Here is a 16,722-nt window from a genome sequence, read left to right as displayed (position 1 = left end):
CGCAGGACAGCCAAATGCCCCAATTCAACGAGACCGAACTGACCGCCGCCGTGATCCGCAGCTTCGAAGACACGCCGGATCCGCGGGCGAAATTCCTGCTGCAGGAACTGGTGAAATCGCTGCACGATTATGTCAGCCGGACCGATCTCACCTTCGAGGAATGGGAATACGCGATCGATTTCCTGACCCGGACCGGTCAGAAGTGCACCCCGATCCGCCAGGAGTTCATCCTGCTCTCCGACGTGCTCGGGGTCTCGATGCTGGTCGACGCCGTCAATCATCGCGAACGCGAAGGCGCCACCGAGACCACCGTGCTCGGGCCGTTCTATGTCGGCGAACACAAGGTGATGCCGCACGGCACCGATGTCTCGGCCAATTTGCCGGGCGAGCGGATGTTCGTGCAAAGCCGTGTCACCGACCTCGCCGGCAAGCCGCTGGCGAATGTTCCCGTCGATATCTGGCACGCCGACGACGAGGGCTATTACGATTCACAGAAGGCGTCTTATGCGACGGAGGGCCCCTCGTCGCGGGCGCGCTTCGTCACCGATGCCGATGGCCGGTTCTTCTTCCGCACCATTTTGCCGTGCAGCTATCCGATCCCGACCGACGGTCCGGTCGGCGAAATGATCATCCAGACCCGGCGGCACGCGATGCGGCCGGCGCATGTGCACTTCCTGGTCGATGCGCCCGGCTATCAGCCGCTGATCACCCATGTGTTCATGGAAGGCGACAAATATCTCGATTCCGACGTGGTGTTCGGCGTCAAGGACGAGCTGGTCGCGAAGATCGAAAAGCGCACCGACGCGGTCATGCCGGACGGCAAGCCCGCGGCCGCACCGTGGCACCTGATGACCTACGAGTTCAGGATGAAAGCGGGCGATGGCGCCGCCCCAAAACCGATGATGGCGAAGACGACTGACAAGACAACTGATAAGGCCACCGAGCACGCCTGAAACCACTGTTTTTGCATCTGCTCAATTCTTGTGCGCCGCACAAGAATTGAGCGAATCGCAAATTTAGAATGCGACTAGCTAGCCTTCGGCGTCACCTCGCCAAATCATCAATTAATTGAAATAATTAGGCTTTTTTCGCTGAAAAGGGCTTGGCACGAAGCTTGAATAGTTAGTGCTGACGCCATTGATGCCGTCCCTTGAGACCACTCATCCGAATTGTATCGCCGCCATTCCGGGGCCTCCCCGGAACGCGCCTTTTTGCGCCTCGCGCGGCGGCACCAATCGGACGGCCCGTTCAGACGCAAAGGAGCGCTATACCCATGACGAAGCCCACCCATCCGACCTCACGCGGCCTCAGCCGCCGCCGGCTTCTGAAAGCGACCGCCGGCACGGCGGCGTTGCTGGCCGCGGCCAAGCTGAACTTCCCGGCCGGCGCCTTTGCGCAAGGGGCGGGGCCCGAAGTGAAGGGAGCCAAGCTCGGCTTCATCGCGCTCAGCGATGCCGGCGCGCTGTTCGTGGCCAAGGACAAGGGCCTGTTCGCCAAACACGGCATGCCCGATGTCGACGTGCAGAAGCAGGCCTCCTGGGGCACCACGCGCGACAACCTCGTACTGGGATCGGAAGGCAACGGCATCGATGGCGCACACATCCTGACGCCGATGCCGTACCTGATCTCGGCCGGCAAGGTGACGCAGAACAACCAGCCGACGCCGATGTACATCCTAGCGCGGCTCAATCTCGACGCGCAGTGCATCTCGGTCGCCGCCGAATATGCCGATCTCAAGGTCGGGATCGACGTTAAGTCGTTCAAGGAAGCGTTGGAAAAGAAGAAGGCTGCCGGCAAGCCGATCAAGGCGGCGATGACGTTCCCGGGCGGCACCCACGATCTCTGGCTTCGTTATTGGCTCGCCGCCGGCGGCATCGACCCCGACAAGGACATCGAAACCATTACGGTGCCGCCGCCGCAAATGGTCGCCAACATGAAGGTCGGCACCATGGACTGCTTCTGCGTCGGCGAGCCCTGGCCCGGCCAGCTCGTGCATCAGAAGATCGGCTACACCGCGGTCAACACCGGCGAGATCTGGAACAAGCACCCCGAGAAGTCGTTCGCGATGCGCTCGGCCTGGGTCGACAAGAACCCGAACGCCGCGAAAGCCATCACCATGGCGGTGCTGGAGGCGCAGCAATGGTGCGACAAGATGGAGAACAAGGAAGAACTCGCCACCATCATGGGCAAGCGGCAGTGGATCAACTGCCCGGTCGAGGACATTCTCGATCGCGCCAAGGGCAAGTTCGACTACGGCACCGGCAAGGTGGTCGAGAACTCACCGCACATCATGAAGTACTGGCGCGACCACGCCTCCTATCCGTTCCAGAGCCACGATCTGTGGTTCATGACCGAGGACATCCGCTGGGGCAAGTTCGAGCCCGGGTACGATTCCAAGGCGCTGATCGCCAAGGTCAACCGCGAAGACATCTGGCGCGATGCCGCGAAGGCGCTCGGCGTGGCGGCTGCGGATATTCCGACCTCGAAGTCGCGCGGCAAGGAGACCTTCTTCGACGGCAAAGTGTTCGATCCGGAAGATCCGGCTGCGTACCTGAAGTCCCTGTCCATCAAGCGTGCTGATGTCTGATCCAGGTGAGGCCGCACGCCTTGGCGTGCGGCCGGCCATTTAAATACGGAGACGCATTTCCCATGAATATGCCAGCGATCAAGACCGAGCCCGCCACCGCGATTGTTGCGCCTGCGGCTGCCTCGGCTGTCACCCCGGTCGTGTCGATGACGCCGAAGCGTCCGCCGCGCGCCGAAAAATACGCCAAGATGGCAAAGGACACCGCGGTACGCGTCGTGCCGCCGCTGATCGTGATCGCGCTCCTGATGCTGTTCTGGGAGCTGGTCTGCCGCCGCACCGGTTCGACCCTGCCGCCGCCCTCGCGCGTGTTCAAGGACACCAAGGAGCTGATCTTCGATCCGTTCTTCGATCGTGGCGGCATCGACAAGGGCCTGTTCTGGCATCTTTCCGCAAGTCTGCAGCGCGTCGCGCTCGGCTATTCGATCGCTGCGATCGTCGGCGTCGCGCTCGGCACGCTGGTCGGCCAATCGGTCTGGGCGATGCGCGGGCTCGATCCCTTGTTCCAGGTGCTGCGCACCATCCCGCCGCTGGCGTGGCTGCCGCTGTCGCTCGCCGCGTTCCGCGACGGCCAGCCCTCGGCGATCTTCGTCATCTTCATCACCTCGGTGTGGCCGATCATCATCAACACCGCGGTCGGCATCCGCAACATCCCGCAGGACTACCGCAACGTCGCCGCCGTGGTGCAGCTCAATCCGCTGGAGTTCTTCGGCAAGATCATGATCCCGGCCGCGGCGCCCTACATCTTCACGGGCCTGCGCATCGGCATCGGCCTGTCCTGGCTCGCGATCGTCGCGGCCGAGATGCTGATCGGCGGCGTCGGCATCGGCTTCTTCATCTGGGACGCCTGGAACTCCTCGCACATCAGCGAAATCATCCTGGCGCTGTTCTATGTCGGCATCATCGGCTTCGTGCTCGATCGCTTGATCGCAGGACTGGGCAAGATCGTGACCCGCGGCACTTCCGCAGGCTGAAGGAAACATAATCATGCACGCTTATCTGAAGCTCGACCACATCGACAAGACCTTCACCCGCGGCAATGCCACGACCGAGGTGCTGAAGGAAATCAACCTGACGATCGACAAGGGCGAATACGTCTCGATCATCGGCCATTCCGGATGCGGCAAGTCCACGCTGCTCAATATCGTGGCCGGCCTTACCGACTGCACCAATGGCTGCGTGCTGCTGGAAAACCGCGAAGTCAATTCGCCGGGACCGGATCGCGCAGTGGTGTTCCAGAACCACAGCCTGCTGCCCTGGCTGACCGTCTATGAAAACGTCCGCCTCGGCGTCGACAAGGTGTTCGCTTCGAGCAAGACCCGCAGCGAGCGCGATGCCTGGGTGATGCACAATCTCAACCTCGTGCAGATGGCCCACGCCAAGGACAAGCGCCCGTCGGAAATCTCCGGCGGCATGAAGCAACGCGTCGGTATCGCGCGGGCGCTGGCGATGGAGCCGAAGGTTTTGCTGCTCGACGAGCCCTTTGGCGCGCTCGACGCGCTGACCCGCGCGCATCTGCAGGACTCGGTGATGGCGCTGCATCAGAAGCTCGGCAACACCATCCTGATGATCACCCATGACGTCGACGAGGCCGTGCTGCTGTCGGACCGCATCGTGATGATGACCAACGGGCCGAGCGCGCGGATCGGCGAAGTGCTGGAAGTGCCGCTGGCGCGTCCGCGCAAGCGGCTCGAGCTCGCAACCAACCCCGGTTACCTCAAGTGCCGGCAGCGCGTGCTCGAATTCCTTTACGAGCGGCATCGCTTCGTCGAAGCGGCGTAGTTCTTGCTTTGCTCCCCGGGGCGAAGGACTTCGCTCCCGCCGGGGCGAAGGACTTCGCTCCCGCCGGGGCGAAGGATTTCGCTCCCGCCGGGGCGAAGGATTTCGCTCCCGCCGGGGCGAAGGATTTCGCTCCCGAACGGGGCAAAGCTTTGGAAGAGGCAGGAGAACGACATGACGCCAGAGCAAGTCAAACTCGTGCAACAAAGCTTCGCCAAGGTCGCGCCGATTTCCGAGCAGGCGGCGGTTTTGTTCTACGGCCGCCTGTTTGAAGTGGCCCCCGGCGTCCGGGCGATGTTTCCGGACGACATGACCGAACAGCGCAAGAAATTGATGGCGACGCTCGCCGTCGTCGTGGGCGGACTGACCAACCTCGAAGCCGTGCTCCCCGCCGCGAGCGCGCTCGCCAAGCGCCATGTCAATTACGGCGCAAAGGCCGAGCACTATCCCGTCGTTGGCGGCGCCCTGCTGTGGACCCTGGAAAAGGGGCTCGGCGACGCCTGGACGCCGGAAACGGCATCCGCCTGGACCGCCGCCTACGGCACGCTGTCCGGTTACATGATTTCGGAAGCCTACGGCAGCGCTCAAGCCGCCGAGTGAGGATACGCCATGAGCGAGCCGCTGGTCATTGTGGGCAACGGAATGGCTGCCGCGCGTCTGGTCGACGAACTGGCCAAGGTTGCGCTCGGGCGCTACGCCATTGCCGTCATCGGGGACGAACCGCGGCTTGCGTATAATCGCGTGCTGCTGTCGTCGGTTCTCGCCGGCGAGACCGCCTCGCACGACATCGAGCTCAGGCCCGCTTCATGGTGGCGCGATCGCGGCGTCACCCTGAAATATGGCTGCCGGGCCACCGAGGTCGATGTCGGTCGGCGCGAAGTCAAGATCGCGAACGAGGAAAGCATCCCGTTTTCAAAACTGATCCTGACCACGGGCTCGTCGCCGTTGCGGCTCAACGTGCCCGGCGCCGATCTTGCCGGCGTGCACACGTTTCGCGACAGCCGCGACGTCGATCTCCTGCTGACGCTGGCCGCGCAGAAGAAGCGCGTCGTGGTGGTGGGTGGCGGTTTGCTCGGACTGGAAGCGGCTTACGGGCTCGCCAAGGCCGGCGCGCCGGTGACGCTGGTTCATTTGATGGATCGGCTGATGGAGCGCCAGCTCGATGCGCCCGCCGCGGAACTGTTGAAATCGCTGGTCGAGCGCAAGGGCATCGAGATACTGCTCAACGCCAATACTGCGCGCATCCATGGCGAAACCCGGGTCGAGGGCGTCGAACTGACGGACGGCCGCCGTATCGATGCCGATGCCGTGATCTTCGCGGCGGGCATCAGGCCGAACATCGCGTTGGCAAAAGAAGCCGGCATCGCCGTCAACCGGGGCGTCGTCGTCGATGACCATCTGCAAACCGCCTCGCCTGACATCTTTGCGATCGGCGAATGCGCCGAACACCGCGGCATCTGCTACGGCCTGGTCGAGCCGGCCTATGAGCAGGCGCGCGTACTGGCGCGGCATCTCGCCGGCAGCGACGCCTCTTATGGCGGCAGCATCGTGGCGACCAATCTGAAGGTCTCTGGCGTCAGCGTGTTCTCTGCGGGTGATTTCGTGGGCACTGAGGGCTCCGAGACCATCGTGCTCAGCGATCTCAACTGCGGCACCTACAAGAAGCTCGTGGTCGCGGACGGACGGCTGACCGGCGCGGTGCTGATCGGCGATGTCAGCGACGCGCTCTGGTATCTCGAACTGATCCGCACCCGTCAGTCCACCGCGCGCATTCGCGCCGACATGATGTTCGGCCGTTCGCTCGCGATCCGTTCAGAGGCAGCATGAGCCGGTTGCTCGCATGACCGCCGTCGATCCCCATCTGCGCGCCACCAAGACCACCTGCGCCTATTGCGGCGTCGGTTGCGGCGTGCTGGCGACGCCCGACGGCCGGGGCGGGGCGGCGATCTCGGGCGATCCCGAGCACCCGGCGAATTTCGGCCGGCTGTGCTCGAAGGGCTCGGCGCTCGGCGAGACGCTGGGCCTGGAAAATCGCCTGCTGCATCCAATGATCCGCTGCGACAATGGGACCATGGAGCGCGTGGCCTGGAGCGACGCGCTCGACCATGTCGCGCACCGGTTCCAGCACATCATCGCACGCGACGGCCCCGGCGCCGTCGCGTTCTATCTCTCGGGGCAGTTGCTGACCGAAGACTATTACGTCGCCAACAAGCTGATGAAGGGATTCGTCGGCAGCGCCAATGTCGACACCAATTCACGGCTGTGCATGGCGTCATCGGTCGCCGGCCATCGCCGCGCGTTCGGGGCGGACACGGTGCCCGGCTGTTACGAAGATCTCGACGAGGCCGATTTGCTGGTGCTGGTCGGCTCCAATGCGGCCTGGTGCCATCCGGTGCTGTACCAGCGCATGCTGGTCAACAAGCAGAGCCGCGGCGCCCGCATCGTGGTGATCGATCCGCGCCGGACCGATACGGTCGGCGATGACGATCTGTTTCTGGGGTTGAAGCCGGGCACCGACACCGCGCTGTTCAGCGGCTTGCTGGTGCACCTCGCCGACAATGGCGCGCTCGACCGCGATTACATCGAACGCCACACGTCAGGCTTCGACGACGCGATGGCGCGGGCGCGCAGCATGGCCGGCAGCGTCGCCGCCACCGCGCTGGCAACCGGCCTGTCCGAGCCTGATGTCGCGGCGTTCTTCCAGATGTTTGCCAGCACGCCGCGCGTGGTCACGATGTATTCGCAAGGCGTCAACCAGTCTGCGCAAGGCACCGACAAGGTCAATGCGATCCTCAACTGCCATCTTGCGACGGGTCGGATCGGCAAGCCGGGCGCGTCGCCGTTCTCGCTGACCGGACAGCCCAATGCGATGGGCGGCCGCGAGGTCGGCGGGCTCGCCAACCAGCTGGCGGCCCATATGGGTTTTACGCCTGCGGATATCGACCGCGTGCGCCGGTTCTGGAAGGCGCCGCGGATCGCCACCCATGAAGGGCTGAAAGCAGTCCAGATGTTCGAGGCCATCGCACGCGGCGAGATCAAGGCGCTGTGGGTGATCGGCACCAATCCGGCGGTGTCGCTGCCCAACGCGGATGCCATCAGCGCGGCGCTGAAGAAGCTCGAATTGTTCGTCGTCTCCGAAAACGTGATCTCTAACGACACCGTCGATGCGGGGGCGCAGGTGCTGTTTCCGGCGCAGGCGTGGGGCGAGAAATCCGGCACCGTGACCAATTCGGAACGGCGCATCTCGCGGCAGCGCGCATTCCTGTCCGCGCCGGGCGAGGCGCGACCGGATTGGTGGATCATCGGCGAGATCGCAAAACGGCTCGGCTTTGGCGCGGCATTCAATTTTGCAACAGCCGCCGACATTTTTCGCGAGCACGCCGCACTGTCGGCGTTCGAGAACGATGGTGGCCGCGATTTCGACATCGGCGGCTTGCAGGCGCTGTCGGACGAAGCGTTCGACGCGATGGCGCCGGTGCAATGGCCGATCCGGCTCGATGCGCAGCCGCAGGCGCGGTTCTTTGCCGAAGGCGGCTTCTTCGCTGGCGAACAGAAGGCCCGTTTCATCGCACCCGAGACTCCCGCGCTGCGGACCGAGACCACGGCCGCGCGCCCGCTGCGGCTGAACACCGGCCGTGTCCGCGACCAATGGCACACCATGACCCGCACCGGGATGAGCCCGCGGCTCGGCCAGCATCTGCCGGAGCCGTTCGTCGAGGTGCACCCGGACGATGCCGCACGGCACGGTGTCGCCGATGGTGACTTTGCGCGGGTCACGACCGATTACGGGCAATGCACGCTGCGGGTTGTCGTCAGCGAGCGCCAGCAGCGCGGCATGCTGTTCGCGCCGATCCACTGGAGCGCGGTCACGGCGACCGGCGCACGCGTGGGATCGCTTGTCGCACCGCTCACCGATCCGTTTTCCGGCCAGCCCGAGAACAAGGCGACGCCGGCCTCGATCACCCCTTACGAATATGTGTTCCGCGGCTTTGCATTGTCGCGCACGCCGCTCGAACTGCCCGATCATGCCTGGTGGGCGCGCGTCGCCGTCAATGGCGGCTATGGCTATCTGCTCGCCGACAATGCCGATCTCAGGGGCTGGCAGTCCTGGCTCGGCGCCATCGCCGGCGATGACCTCGCCGAATACAAGGACTTTGGCGGCGGCGTCTATCGCGCGGCGTCCTTTGCCGCCGACCGTATCGAGACCTGCCTGTTCATCGGGCCGGCACGGGACGCCGGCGACTGGAATGTGGTCAAGGGGCTGTTTGCCGCCGACACGCTCAGCAACGACCAGCGCCGCATGCTGCTGTCGGGCAAATCGATCGATGGCCTGGCCAATGCCGGCCCGATCGTCTGCGCCTGTTTTGGCGTCGGCCGCACCACCATCTGCGAGACAATCGCAGCCGGCGCGCGTTCCGCTGCCGACATCGGCGCCAAGCTGAAGGCCGGCACCAATTGCGGCTCCTGCATTCCGGAGTTGAAGCGGCTGATCGCGCAGACCGCGCCGAACGCCGTGCCGCAGCAATTGGCCGTGGCGAACTAAAACCAGTCTCTCAACGTCATTGCGAGCGTAGCGAAGCAATCCATTCTTTCTTCTTTTTTTCCGCCCGATGGATTGCTTCGCTTCGCTCGCAATGACGGAGGAGGCGACGCGAACGGTCCAAGCACACACGTACGTCATCCTACTCCGACGGGAGCGGCGAGAATCGGAAATCGCAGTGGTTCGCGCCGCCAGCCAACGTTTGTGTCCTTTCGAGGTAGATGCCGCGTGTTGCATAGGCGTCGAAATCAAGCCCGCAAATGTTCGGCAAGATTTCCTTATCTCCATGGCGAGCCGGGAATTTGCAGAAGCCGCAAGCCTTGTAGTTGATGCCGAATTCAAACTTGTCACCCGTATCCGGCTCGACGAAATCGTAGACGAAATCTTCCGTAAATTCTTGTCGATGGCTTTTTGCAGCCTGCTCGCGCAGTAAAGCCTGATTCTCTGACGACATGAATTGACGCCCCGAGGCGAGACGTTCCGCTTCGGGCACGGTCAGCAATTGCGCCTTGTAGGTTTCGCGCTCGATTTCGCCGATCACGGGCAGCGACACGCCGTGTCGCCGGAGCACCCGGCTGATGGCCATAAAGCCCATGAGACGCATGAAGAAATCGCTCATGCGGCTTTCCGCGCCTCCGACATAGGGCATTTGGGTGAGCACGATTTCGAATTCGTCCATCACCTCCTGCCTGATCCCATCAATATTGGATAGATGCGCGCTCTCGCACAACATCGCTTCGGCAAGGTCGAGGCGATGGCGCATGGCGGCCTCCATTGCACCGCGATGCTGTTCGTAAAAGGGATGGATGATCTCAGCCATTGGACATCCTCTCTGGTTCCAGCCCCATGCAGGAGCCGCTGGATCTAGTCGGCGGGGCATGGGATCTCCGGATGTTGCGGCGACCGTGACCGGGGAGATCAAGTCAGCGCAAAGCATAGTTCCTTCGCTCAAGCCCTAGAAAATCTATTGCAAGGCTGTCACCTATCGGTGTCAAACTACGACGCGATGACCTACACCCTTCCGCCACTCAACGCGCTCCGCGCGTTCGAAGCCGCCGCGCGACATCTCAGCTTCAAACTGGCTGCGCACGAGCTGCATGTGACACCTGCCGCCGTCGGGCAGCAGGTGAAAGCGCTGGAGGCGCGCCTCGGCGTACGCCTGTTCGAGCGGCTGCATAAGCAGCTCATCCTGACCGTGGCCGGCCAGGCCTATCTGCCCGAGATATCCGATGGCTTTCGTCGCATTGCGGACGCGACCTCGCAATTGAAACCGGCGGGCGCGGTGCTGCTGCAGTTGGGGGTCCACGGCAGTTTCGACCTGCGCCGGCTGGAGTTGGCGGCGTTTCGCAGCGCGTATGCGGAAATCGGCTTGCGGGTGCTGCAGCCCGCTGGCCTGCACGAACTGGTCGAGGGCAAAGTCGACCTGCTGATAGCCCGCGGTCTTGGCCACCATCCGGGCTATCGCTGCGACCGCGTCAATGAGGGATCCGGTTTGGGCGATTGGCTGATTGCGCCTGAAGGCACCGCGGATTGTCCCGAAATCGTCAGCTTCCGCGATTGGCTGCGCGCTCTGTCGGTCGAGAACCCGCTCGAAGTCCATCGCCGCCCTCGTCTGGTCGGCAACATCAGAAGTTGAGGCGATCGTGAAGCAGAAAAAATTCGGCGTCAAAGGCCCGGAAGTGTCCGTCATCGGGCAGGGCACGTGGTACATCGATCGCGGCGACCGCAAGAGCGCGGTCGCAGCACTATGCCGCGGCATCGAGCTCGGCATGACCCATGTCGACACCGCCGAAATGTACGGTGACGCGGAGCTGGTGATCGCCGAGGCGATTACGGCAGGCAAGCGCGAGGATCTCTATCTCGTCTCCAAGGTGCTGCCGAGCAACGCGTCGCGTCGCGGCACCATTGCCGCCTGCGAGCGATCGCTGAAGCGGCTGAAGACCGATCACCTCGATTGCTATCTGCTGCACTGGCGCGGATCCCATGAGCTTGAAGATACCGTGGCTGGTTTCGATCAGTTGATATCAGCCGGAAAAATCCGCTCATGGGGTGTCAGCAATTTCGACACCGACGATCTCCACGAACTGCTGGCGGTCGCCGGTGAGGGCAGGATCGCCTGCAACCAGGTGCTCTATCATTTGCAGGAGCGCGCGATCGAGCATGCTGTCATCCCGTGGTGCGAACGGCACGGCGTTGCCGTCGTCGCCTATTCACCGTTCGGTCACAATGATTTTCCCTCGCCGCACAGCAGGGAAGGCGAGGTGTTGCAGGCGATTGCCGATGCGCGCCGCGTCACCGCGCGGCAGATCGCGCTCGCATTTCTGACGCGCATTCCAGCGGTGTTTGCAATTCCGAAAGCCGCGAGCGCGGAGCATGCCGCGGATAATGCGGCGGCGGGAAAGTTGACGCTGAGCGCCAGCGAGATCGAAGCCCTCGACAACGCTTTTCCGCGTGGCCCGAAGCCGCGCGGTCTGCCTATGCTGTAGTGAACACATCTCACCTTGCGTCATGCCCGGCCATGACAGGCATCTTGTAGCGGGGCACGGTTCTTAACAAAGTGTTGCAATCGCGCCCTCAGCGCATATCCGCATCCCGTTATCGGACCTTGTTGTTCCCCCTCAAATGGCGTTTTTTAGAGCCTCGCCCGATTCGATCATTATTGCTTTCGAGATTGCCGTGACACCGCCCCCCGCCGCAGCCGCCAGGCTGGACAGCGCGCCATTGCCGTTGCCCGAGAAGAAGTACTCGACCCCCAAAGCGCCCGCTCGTGCCGATCGTCCGTTCAAGGGCATCGCGCTGATCCTGGCGTCGACGGTCTTCCTCGGCATCTCGGACGTGACGGCGAAATATCTGTCCGCGACGCTGCCTTCGATCGAGATCGCGTGGATCCGGTTCGTGGTGTTCGCCATGATCATGACGCCGGCGATGCTGCCGGGCTCGCCGCTGTTCGCGCTGCAAACCAAACGGCCCGGCCTGCAGTTGATGCGTGGCCTGACCGTGCTGGCCTCTTCGCTGTTCTTCATCTCCGGCCTACGGTTTCTCCCCATTGCGGAAGCCTCCGCCACCGGCTTCGTCGCGCCGCTGCTCGTCACCGCGTTGTCGATCGTTTTCCTCAACGAGAAGGTCGGCATGCGGCGCTGGATCGCGACCGGCGTCGGCCTGATCGGCGTCATTATCATCCTGCGGCCGGGCACCGGTGCGTTTCACCCCGCCGCGTTCTTTCCGCTGGTCTCGGCGCTGGCCTGGGCCTGCACGCTGATCATGACGCGGATGATGAGCGGCACCGAGCGCGCCATCACCGTGATGACCTATTCGTCGATCGCGGGCGTCTGCATCCTCTCTGCATTGGTGCCGTTCGTCTGGGTGACGCCGAGCTGGCACGACATCGCTTTCGGCGTCTTCATCGGCGTCGCCTCGACCGCGGGACAGTGGATCGTGGTGCTGGCGTTCCGTTACGCCGACGCCTCGGTGCTGGCGCCGTTCTCCTACACGCAATTGCTCTGGGTCAGCATCCTCGGCTTCCTGATCTTCGGCGAGGTGCCTGACGTCTACACCGTGACCGGTGCCGGCTTCATCGTCGCCAGCGGCCTCTACACCGCCCATCGCGAACGGGTGCGCCGCTCGCAGCTTCTGACGGTAGCGGCCGAGTCGTCTCCGAACGCCTGAGCGGTCCCGGCCGGCGACCTTGCGCTGGATGAGAAGGATCGCGCTCTAAGCGTTGCCCGGGTACCACAGTGTGTCCGGAAAACATCCATTTTCCGATGCCAGAACAAGGGATTCCCGCCAAACCGTCATTGTACGAGGGAACCCCATGCTAGGTTGTGCCCGGACAGCGCCAGAGAGCGCTGGGGGTAATGGGGTTTGGGCGTGCTTTTTCGATCGGCATCGGGCGTGGAAAAGCGGCTGCGGCAACGCGCGGCTGGGCTGTTGTTTGGCTGTGGCCTGGCGGTCGCGGCGGTGCCGGCGGCTCATGCCCAATCCACCTGGGGCGGCACCACGACCACGTCCGACTACAACCTCGGCACCAACTGGATTCCGGCTACCGCGCCGGTCGCTGCGGGGCAGCCGGCTGTTTTCGAGGCGACGGGGTCGGACGCCATTATCGTGACAGGAGCCATTGCGCCCGATTCCTGGACGTTCAATGCCAACTCGCAATCATTCTCGATCAGCGGCGGAGACGTCAACTTCAGCTCGGCGGGACCAGGCGGCGGCATCATGAACAACGCCAATGCCGGCCAGTTCATCGGCATTTCCAACAATATCGGGGAATCGGTTGCGGGCGTCGGGGTGTGGCAGCTGGGAGCGAGCACGCTGATCCTCTCCGGTGTCAACACCTATAGCGGCGGCACGATGATCTTCGGCGGCACGGTGCAGGTCACCAACGCCAATTCGGTCGGCACTGGCCCTGTGTTTATGAACGGTGGCACGTTCCAGAGCAACGGTGCCGGCAACCTGACCTTCACCAACGACTTTTCCGTCGCCAGCGGCGGTGGCACCGTCGACGTCAACAGCACGGTCCTGACGCTCTCGGGTGTCATCAACGACATTGGCGCGGGCGCTGTGTTGAACATCACCGATTCCAGCTTCAGTTTCGGCACCGCAGTGCTTTCCGGCAACAATACCTTTGCCGGCGCCCTGAATGTGATCGGCGCCAGGGTGCAGGCGACCAACGCCAATTCGATCGGCAATGCGACGGTGACGCTCGACAATGGTGCGTTCCAGGCCGGTGCCGCCGCCCTGACCTTCTTCAACGACGTCAAGATCAACACCGGCGGCGGCATCATCGATGCCAACGGCAACACGCTGTTCATGGCGGGCACCATCAGCAACGGCAACGGCGCGGGCGCGCTGCAGATCGTCGACACCACCGGCGGCAGCTCCGGCGTCGTCAGTCTGGCCGGCACCAATACCTATACCGGTGGTACCACCGTGATCGGCACCACGCTGCAGGTCACCAACAGCAGCTCGGTCGGCACCGGAACGGTGACGCTCGATGGCGGCCAGTTCCAGGCCGATGGTTTCGGCGACATCACCTTCACCAATAATTTCAGGATCAACAACTCCGCCGGCGGCGGTGCGATCGACGCCAACAACGTCACGCTGACCATCGCCGGCAACATCTCCGACGGTGTCGGCGCCGGCCAGCTGACGGTGCTGGACAGTGCGGGCCTCGGCAACGGTACCGTCGTTCTGCTCGGTACCAACACCTACACCGGCGGCACGACCATCTGCGATTGCGCGACGCTGCAACTCGGCGACGCCACCCACACGGCGTCGATCGTCGGAACCGTCTTCAACGAGGGCCGGCTGTTCATCGTCAACGCCAACATGGCGGGCGTTACGTCGATCACCAACGACGCCTCGTTCGGGTTCGGCGTCACGACGTTCATGGGCAGCAATACCGCCGGCACCGTTGCGATCACCAACCAGGCCTTTGGCTCCACGGTGTTCCTCGAGACCAGCAGCGCCGGCAGCGCCACCATCATCAATACCACGGCTGGCACCACGGTGTTCGGTCAGGCCGGCGGCATCGAAACCAGCACAGCCGGCAACGCAACGATCCAGAACAATCTCGGTGGCGAGACCACTTTCTTTGCCAGCACCAGTGCCGGCAACGCGAGCATCGTCAACGAACTCGGCGGCAGGACGTCGTTTGGTCTGGCCGTAGGAACGGATACTTCGACCGCCGGCAGCGCCACGATCACCAACAATAATTTCGGGTTTACGGAGTTCAACGCATTCTCCACCGCCGGCAATGCGACCATCACGACCAACAACGGCGGCGTCACCAATTTCTGGGACAACAGCACCGCCGGCAACGCCAAAATCGTGACCAACGACGGCGGCATAACCAGATTCCTGGACAATGCCAACGGCGGAACCGCGCAGTTCATCACCAATGGCACCGGCGAGGTCAACTTCGGCGGCAGCATTGGTCCGGGTAGTGATGGACGCATCACGGTAGGCTCGCTTGCCGGTTCCGGCACTTACTATATCGGTGGCGGCAATACCCTGGTCGTCGGTGGAAACAACCTCTCCACCGAGGTGACCGGCGTGATTGCGGATGACTGCGGTTGCTTCCCGGGTCCCGGTTCGCTGGAGAAGGTCGGTACCGGAAACCTGACCCTGTCCGGCATCAACACCTACACCGGCAGCACGACGGTGAACGGCGGCATACTCACCGTCAACGGTTCGATCGTCGCGTCGAGCGGCGTCACCGTCAACGCCGGCGGCACGCTCGGCGGCAACGGCATCGTCAGCAGCACCACCATCAACGGTGGCACGCTGGCACCGGGCAATTCGGTCGACCTGCTCACGGTGCAGGGCAGCCTCGTGTTCACCGCCGCATCGACCTACCTGGTCGAGGTCTCGGGTGCCACCGCCGACCGCACCAATGTGACGGGTGCCGCGACGCTCGGCGGCGCCACCGTCAATGCCAGCTTCGGACCCGGCAACGTGGTCAAGCAATACACCATCCTCAACGCCGCAGGCGGCGTCGGCGGCACGTTCAATCCGATCGTCGGCACCAATGCGCCGAATTTCAAACCCACCCTGAGCTACGACCTCAACAATGTTTATCTCAATCTTGCGCTGAATTTCGGCAATGGTCTCACCCCAAACCAGCAGAACGTCGGCAACGCGCTGGCAAATGCTTTCAATGCGGGTAGCGGCGTTCCGGTAGCGGTCGGCTCCCTGACGTCCGCCGGCCTGACGCAGATTTCGGGTGAACTGGCGACTGGGTCGCAGCAGTCGACTTTCGATGCGATGAACATCTTCCTCGGCCTGTTGACCGATCCCTTCATCGCCGGCCGCAATGGTGGCGCGAGCGTCGGTAGCGGCAGTGCTGTGCCGTTCGCTGCGGAGAGCGGTTCGTACGCCTATGCCGCGAAGAACAGGGGTGCCGCGCGCGACGCCTTCGCCAAATTCCCGACCAGGGCCGATGTCGCGCGCAACGATTTGTTCGATCAGCGCTGGAGCGTGTGGGGCTCGGCCTTTGGCGGCGGCAGCAACAGCGACGGCAACGCCAATGTGGGATCGAACAACGCTTCGGTGCGCGCGTTCGGTCTCGCCGCCGGCGCGGACTACCGGATCTCACCGTCGACGCTGGTCGGCTTCGCGCTGTCCGGAGGCGGCACCAATTTCAACGTCAATGGCTCGGGCTACGGGCGTTCGGACCTGTTCCAGGCCGGCGCCTTCGTGCGCCACAATGTGGGGGCGGCCTATGTCACCGCCGCGGCGGTTTATGGCTGGCAGGATGTGACGACGGATCGCACCGTCACCGTGGCCGGCGTCGACCGCTTGCGCGCCGAGTTCAACGCCAACGCCTGGTCCGGACGCGTCGAGGGCGGCTACCGCTACGTCACACCCTGGATGGGCATCACGCCCTATGCCGCCGGCCAGTTCACCACCTATCAATTGCCGGCCTATGCCGAACAGGTGCTGTCGGGTTCGAATGCCTTTGCGCTGAACTATGCGGCCAAGGATGTCACCACGGGGCGCAGTGAACTTGGCGTCCGGCTCGACCGCTCCTTTGCGATGCAGAGCGCGGTCCTCACGCTGCGCGGCCGCGCCGCCTGGGCGCATAATTTCAACACCGACCGCAGCATCACGGCGCTGTTCCAGTCGGTACCCGGCGCCACCTTCCTCGTCAGCGGCGCAGCGCAGGCACCGAACACCGCGCTGACCACGGCCTCCGCCGAAATGAAATGGCTGAACGGCTGGTCCGCCGCCGCTACCTTCGAGGGCGAGTTCTCCGACATCACCCGCTCCTATGCCGGCAAGGGCGTCATCCGCTACACTTGGTGACGTCGTCTTTCGG

General features: G+C 63.5%; 12 protein-coding genes. 11 read left to right on the top strand and 1 reads right to left on the bottom strand.

Annotated elements, in window-relative coordinates:
- The first annotated feature begins 14 nt into the window (after positions 1-14).
- From JQ597_RS15055 to JQ597_RS15025, 7 genes are all read left to right on the top strand, one after another.
- Positions 15-953 carry a dioxygenase family protein gene (locus JQ597_RS15055; protein ID WP_212265051.1) on the top strand — a complete coding sequence of 313 codons (939 nt, stop codon included), beginning with the start codon at positions 15-17 and terminating at the stop codon, positions 951-953.
- Positions 954-1,273: 320 nt separating this feature from the next.
- The gene (locus JQ597_RS15050; RefSeq protein WP_212265050.1) at positions 1,274-2,587 is read left to right on the top strand and encodes a CmpA/NrtA family ABC transporter substrate-binding protein; all 1,314 of its coding nucleotides are present in this window, start codon (positions 1,274-1,276) and stop codon (positions 2,585-2,587) included.
- 62 nt (positions 2,588-2,649) lie between these two features.
- Positions 2,650-3,558: a nitrate ABC transporter permease gene (ntrB, locus tag JQ597_RS15045; protein ID WP_212265049.1), complete on the top strand. Its 909-nt coding sequence runs from the start codon at positions 2,650-2,652 to the stop codon at positions 3,556-3,558.
- A gap of 13 nt (positions 3,559-3,571) precedes the next feature.
- Positions 3,572-4,366, top strand: coding sequence for an ABC transporter ATP-binding protein (locus JQ597_RS15040; protein ID WP_212265048.1), 795 nt, complete (start codon positions 3,572-3,574; stop codon positions 4,364-4,366).
- Between the two features lie 171 nt (positions 4,367-4,537).
- The gene (locus JQ597_RS15035) at positions 4,538-4,963 is read left to right on the top strand and encodes a globin family protein (protein WP_212265047.1); all 426 of its coding nucleotides are present in this window, start codon (positions 4,538-4,540) and stop codon (positions 4,961-4,963) included.
- A gap of 9 nt (positions 4,964-4,972) precedes the next feature.
- A complete protein-coding gene (locus JQ597_RS15030; RefSeq protein ID WP_212265046.1) occupies positions 4,973-6,190 on the top strand; it encodes an NAD(P)/FAD-dependent oxidoreductase in 1,218 nt (405 codons plus the stop codon).
- Positions 6,191-6,203: 13 nt separating this feature from the next.
- A complete protein-coding gene (locus tag JQ597_RS15025) occupies positions 6,204-8,906 on the top strand; it encodes a nitrate reductase (protein ID WP_212265045.1) in 2,703 nt (900 codons plus the stop codon).
- A gap of 139 nt (positions 8,907-9,045) precedes the next feature.
- Here JQ597_RS15025 and JQ597_RS15020 read toward each other — a convergent pair whose 3' ends face one another.
- Positions 9,046-9,723 carry an L-2-amino-thiazoline-4-carboxylic acid hydrolase gene (locus JQ597_RS15020; protein ID WP_212265044.1) on the bottom strand — a complete coding sequence of 226 codons (678 nt, stop codon included), beginning with the start codon at positions 9,721-9,723 and terminating at the stop codon, positions 9,046-9,048.
- Between the two features lie 186 nt (positions 9,724-9,909).
- Here JQ597_RS15020 and JQ597_RS15015 point away from each other — a divergent pair, with 186 nt between their 5' ends.
- From JQ597_RS15015 to JQ597_RS15000, 4 genes are all read left to right on the top strand, one after another.
- A complete protein-coding gene (locus JQ597_RS15015) occupies positions 9,910-10,539 on the top strand; it encodes a LysR family transcriptional regulator (RefSeq protein WP_212265156.1) in 630 nt (209 codons plus the stop codon).
- Between the two features lie 7 nt (positions 10,540-10,546).
- Positions 10,547-11,389: an aldo/keto reductase gene (locus JQ597_RS15010; protein WP_212265043.1), complete on the top strand. Its 843-nt coding sequence runs from the start codon at positions 10,547-10,549 to the stop codon at positions 11,387-11,389.
- A 235-nt stretch (positions 11,390-11,624) separates the two neighbouring features.
- A complete protein-coding gene (locus JQ597_RS15005; protein WP_249133223.1) occupies positions 11,625-12,569 on the top strand; it encodes a DMT family transporter in 945 nt (314 codons plus the stop codon).
- Positions 12,570-12,770: 201 nt separating this feature from the next.
- Positions 12,771-16,709, top strand: coding sequence for an autotransporter domain-containing protein (locus JQ597_RS15000; RefSeq protein ID WP_349628834.1), 3,939 nt, complete (start codon positions 12,771-12,773; stop codon positions 16,707-16,709).
- Positions 16,710-16,722: the final 13 nt, after the last annotated feature.

Source organism: Bradyrhizobium sp. AUGA SZCCT0177 (genome assembly GCF_018130125.1).
GTDB lineage: Bacteria > Pseudomonadota > Alphaproteobacteria > Rhizobiales > Xanthobacteraceae > Bradyrhizobium.
The sequence above is the reverse complement of the archived record's forward strand: the minus strand, read 5'-3'. Positions and strand labels throughout refer to the sequence as shown.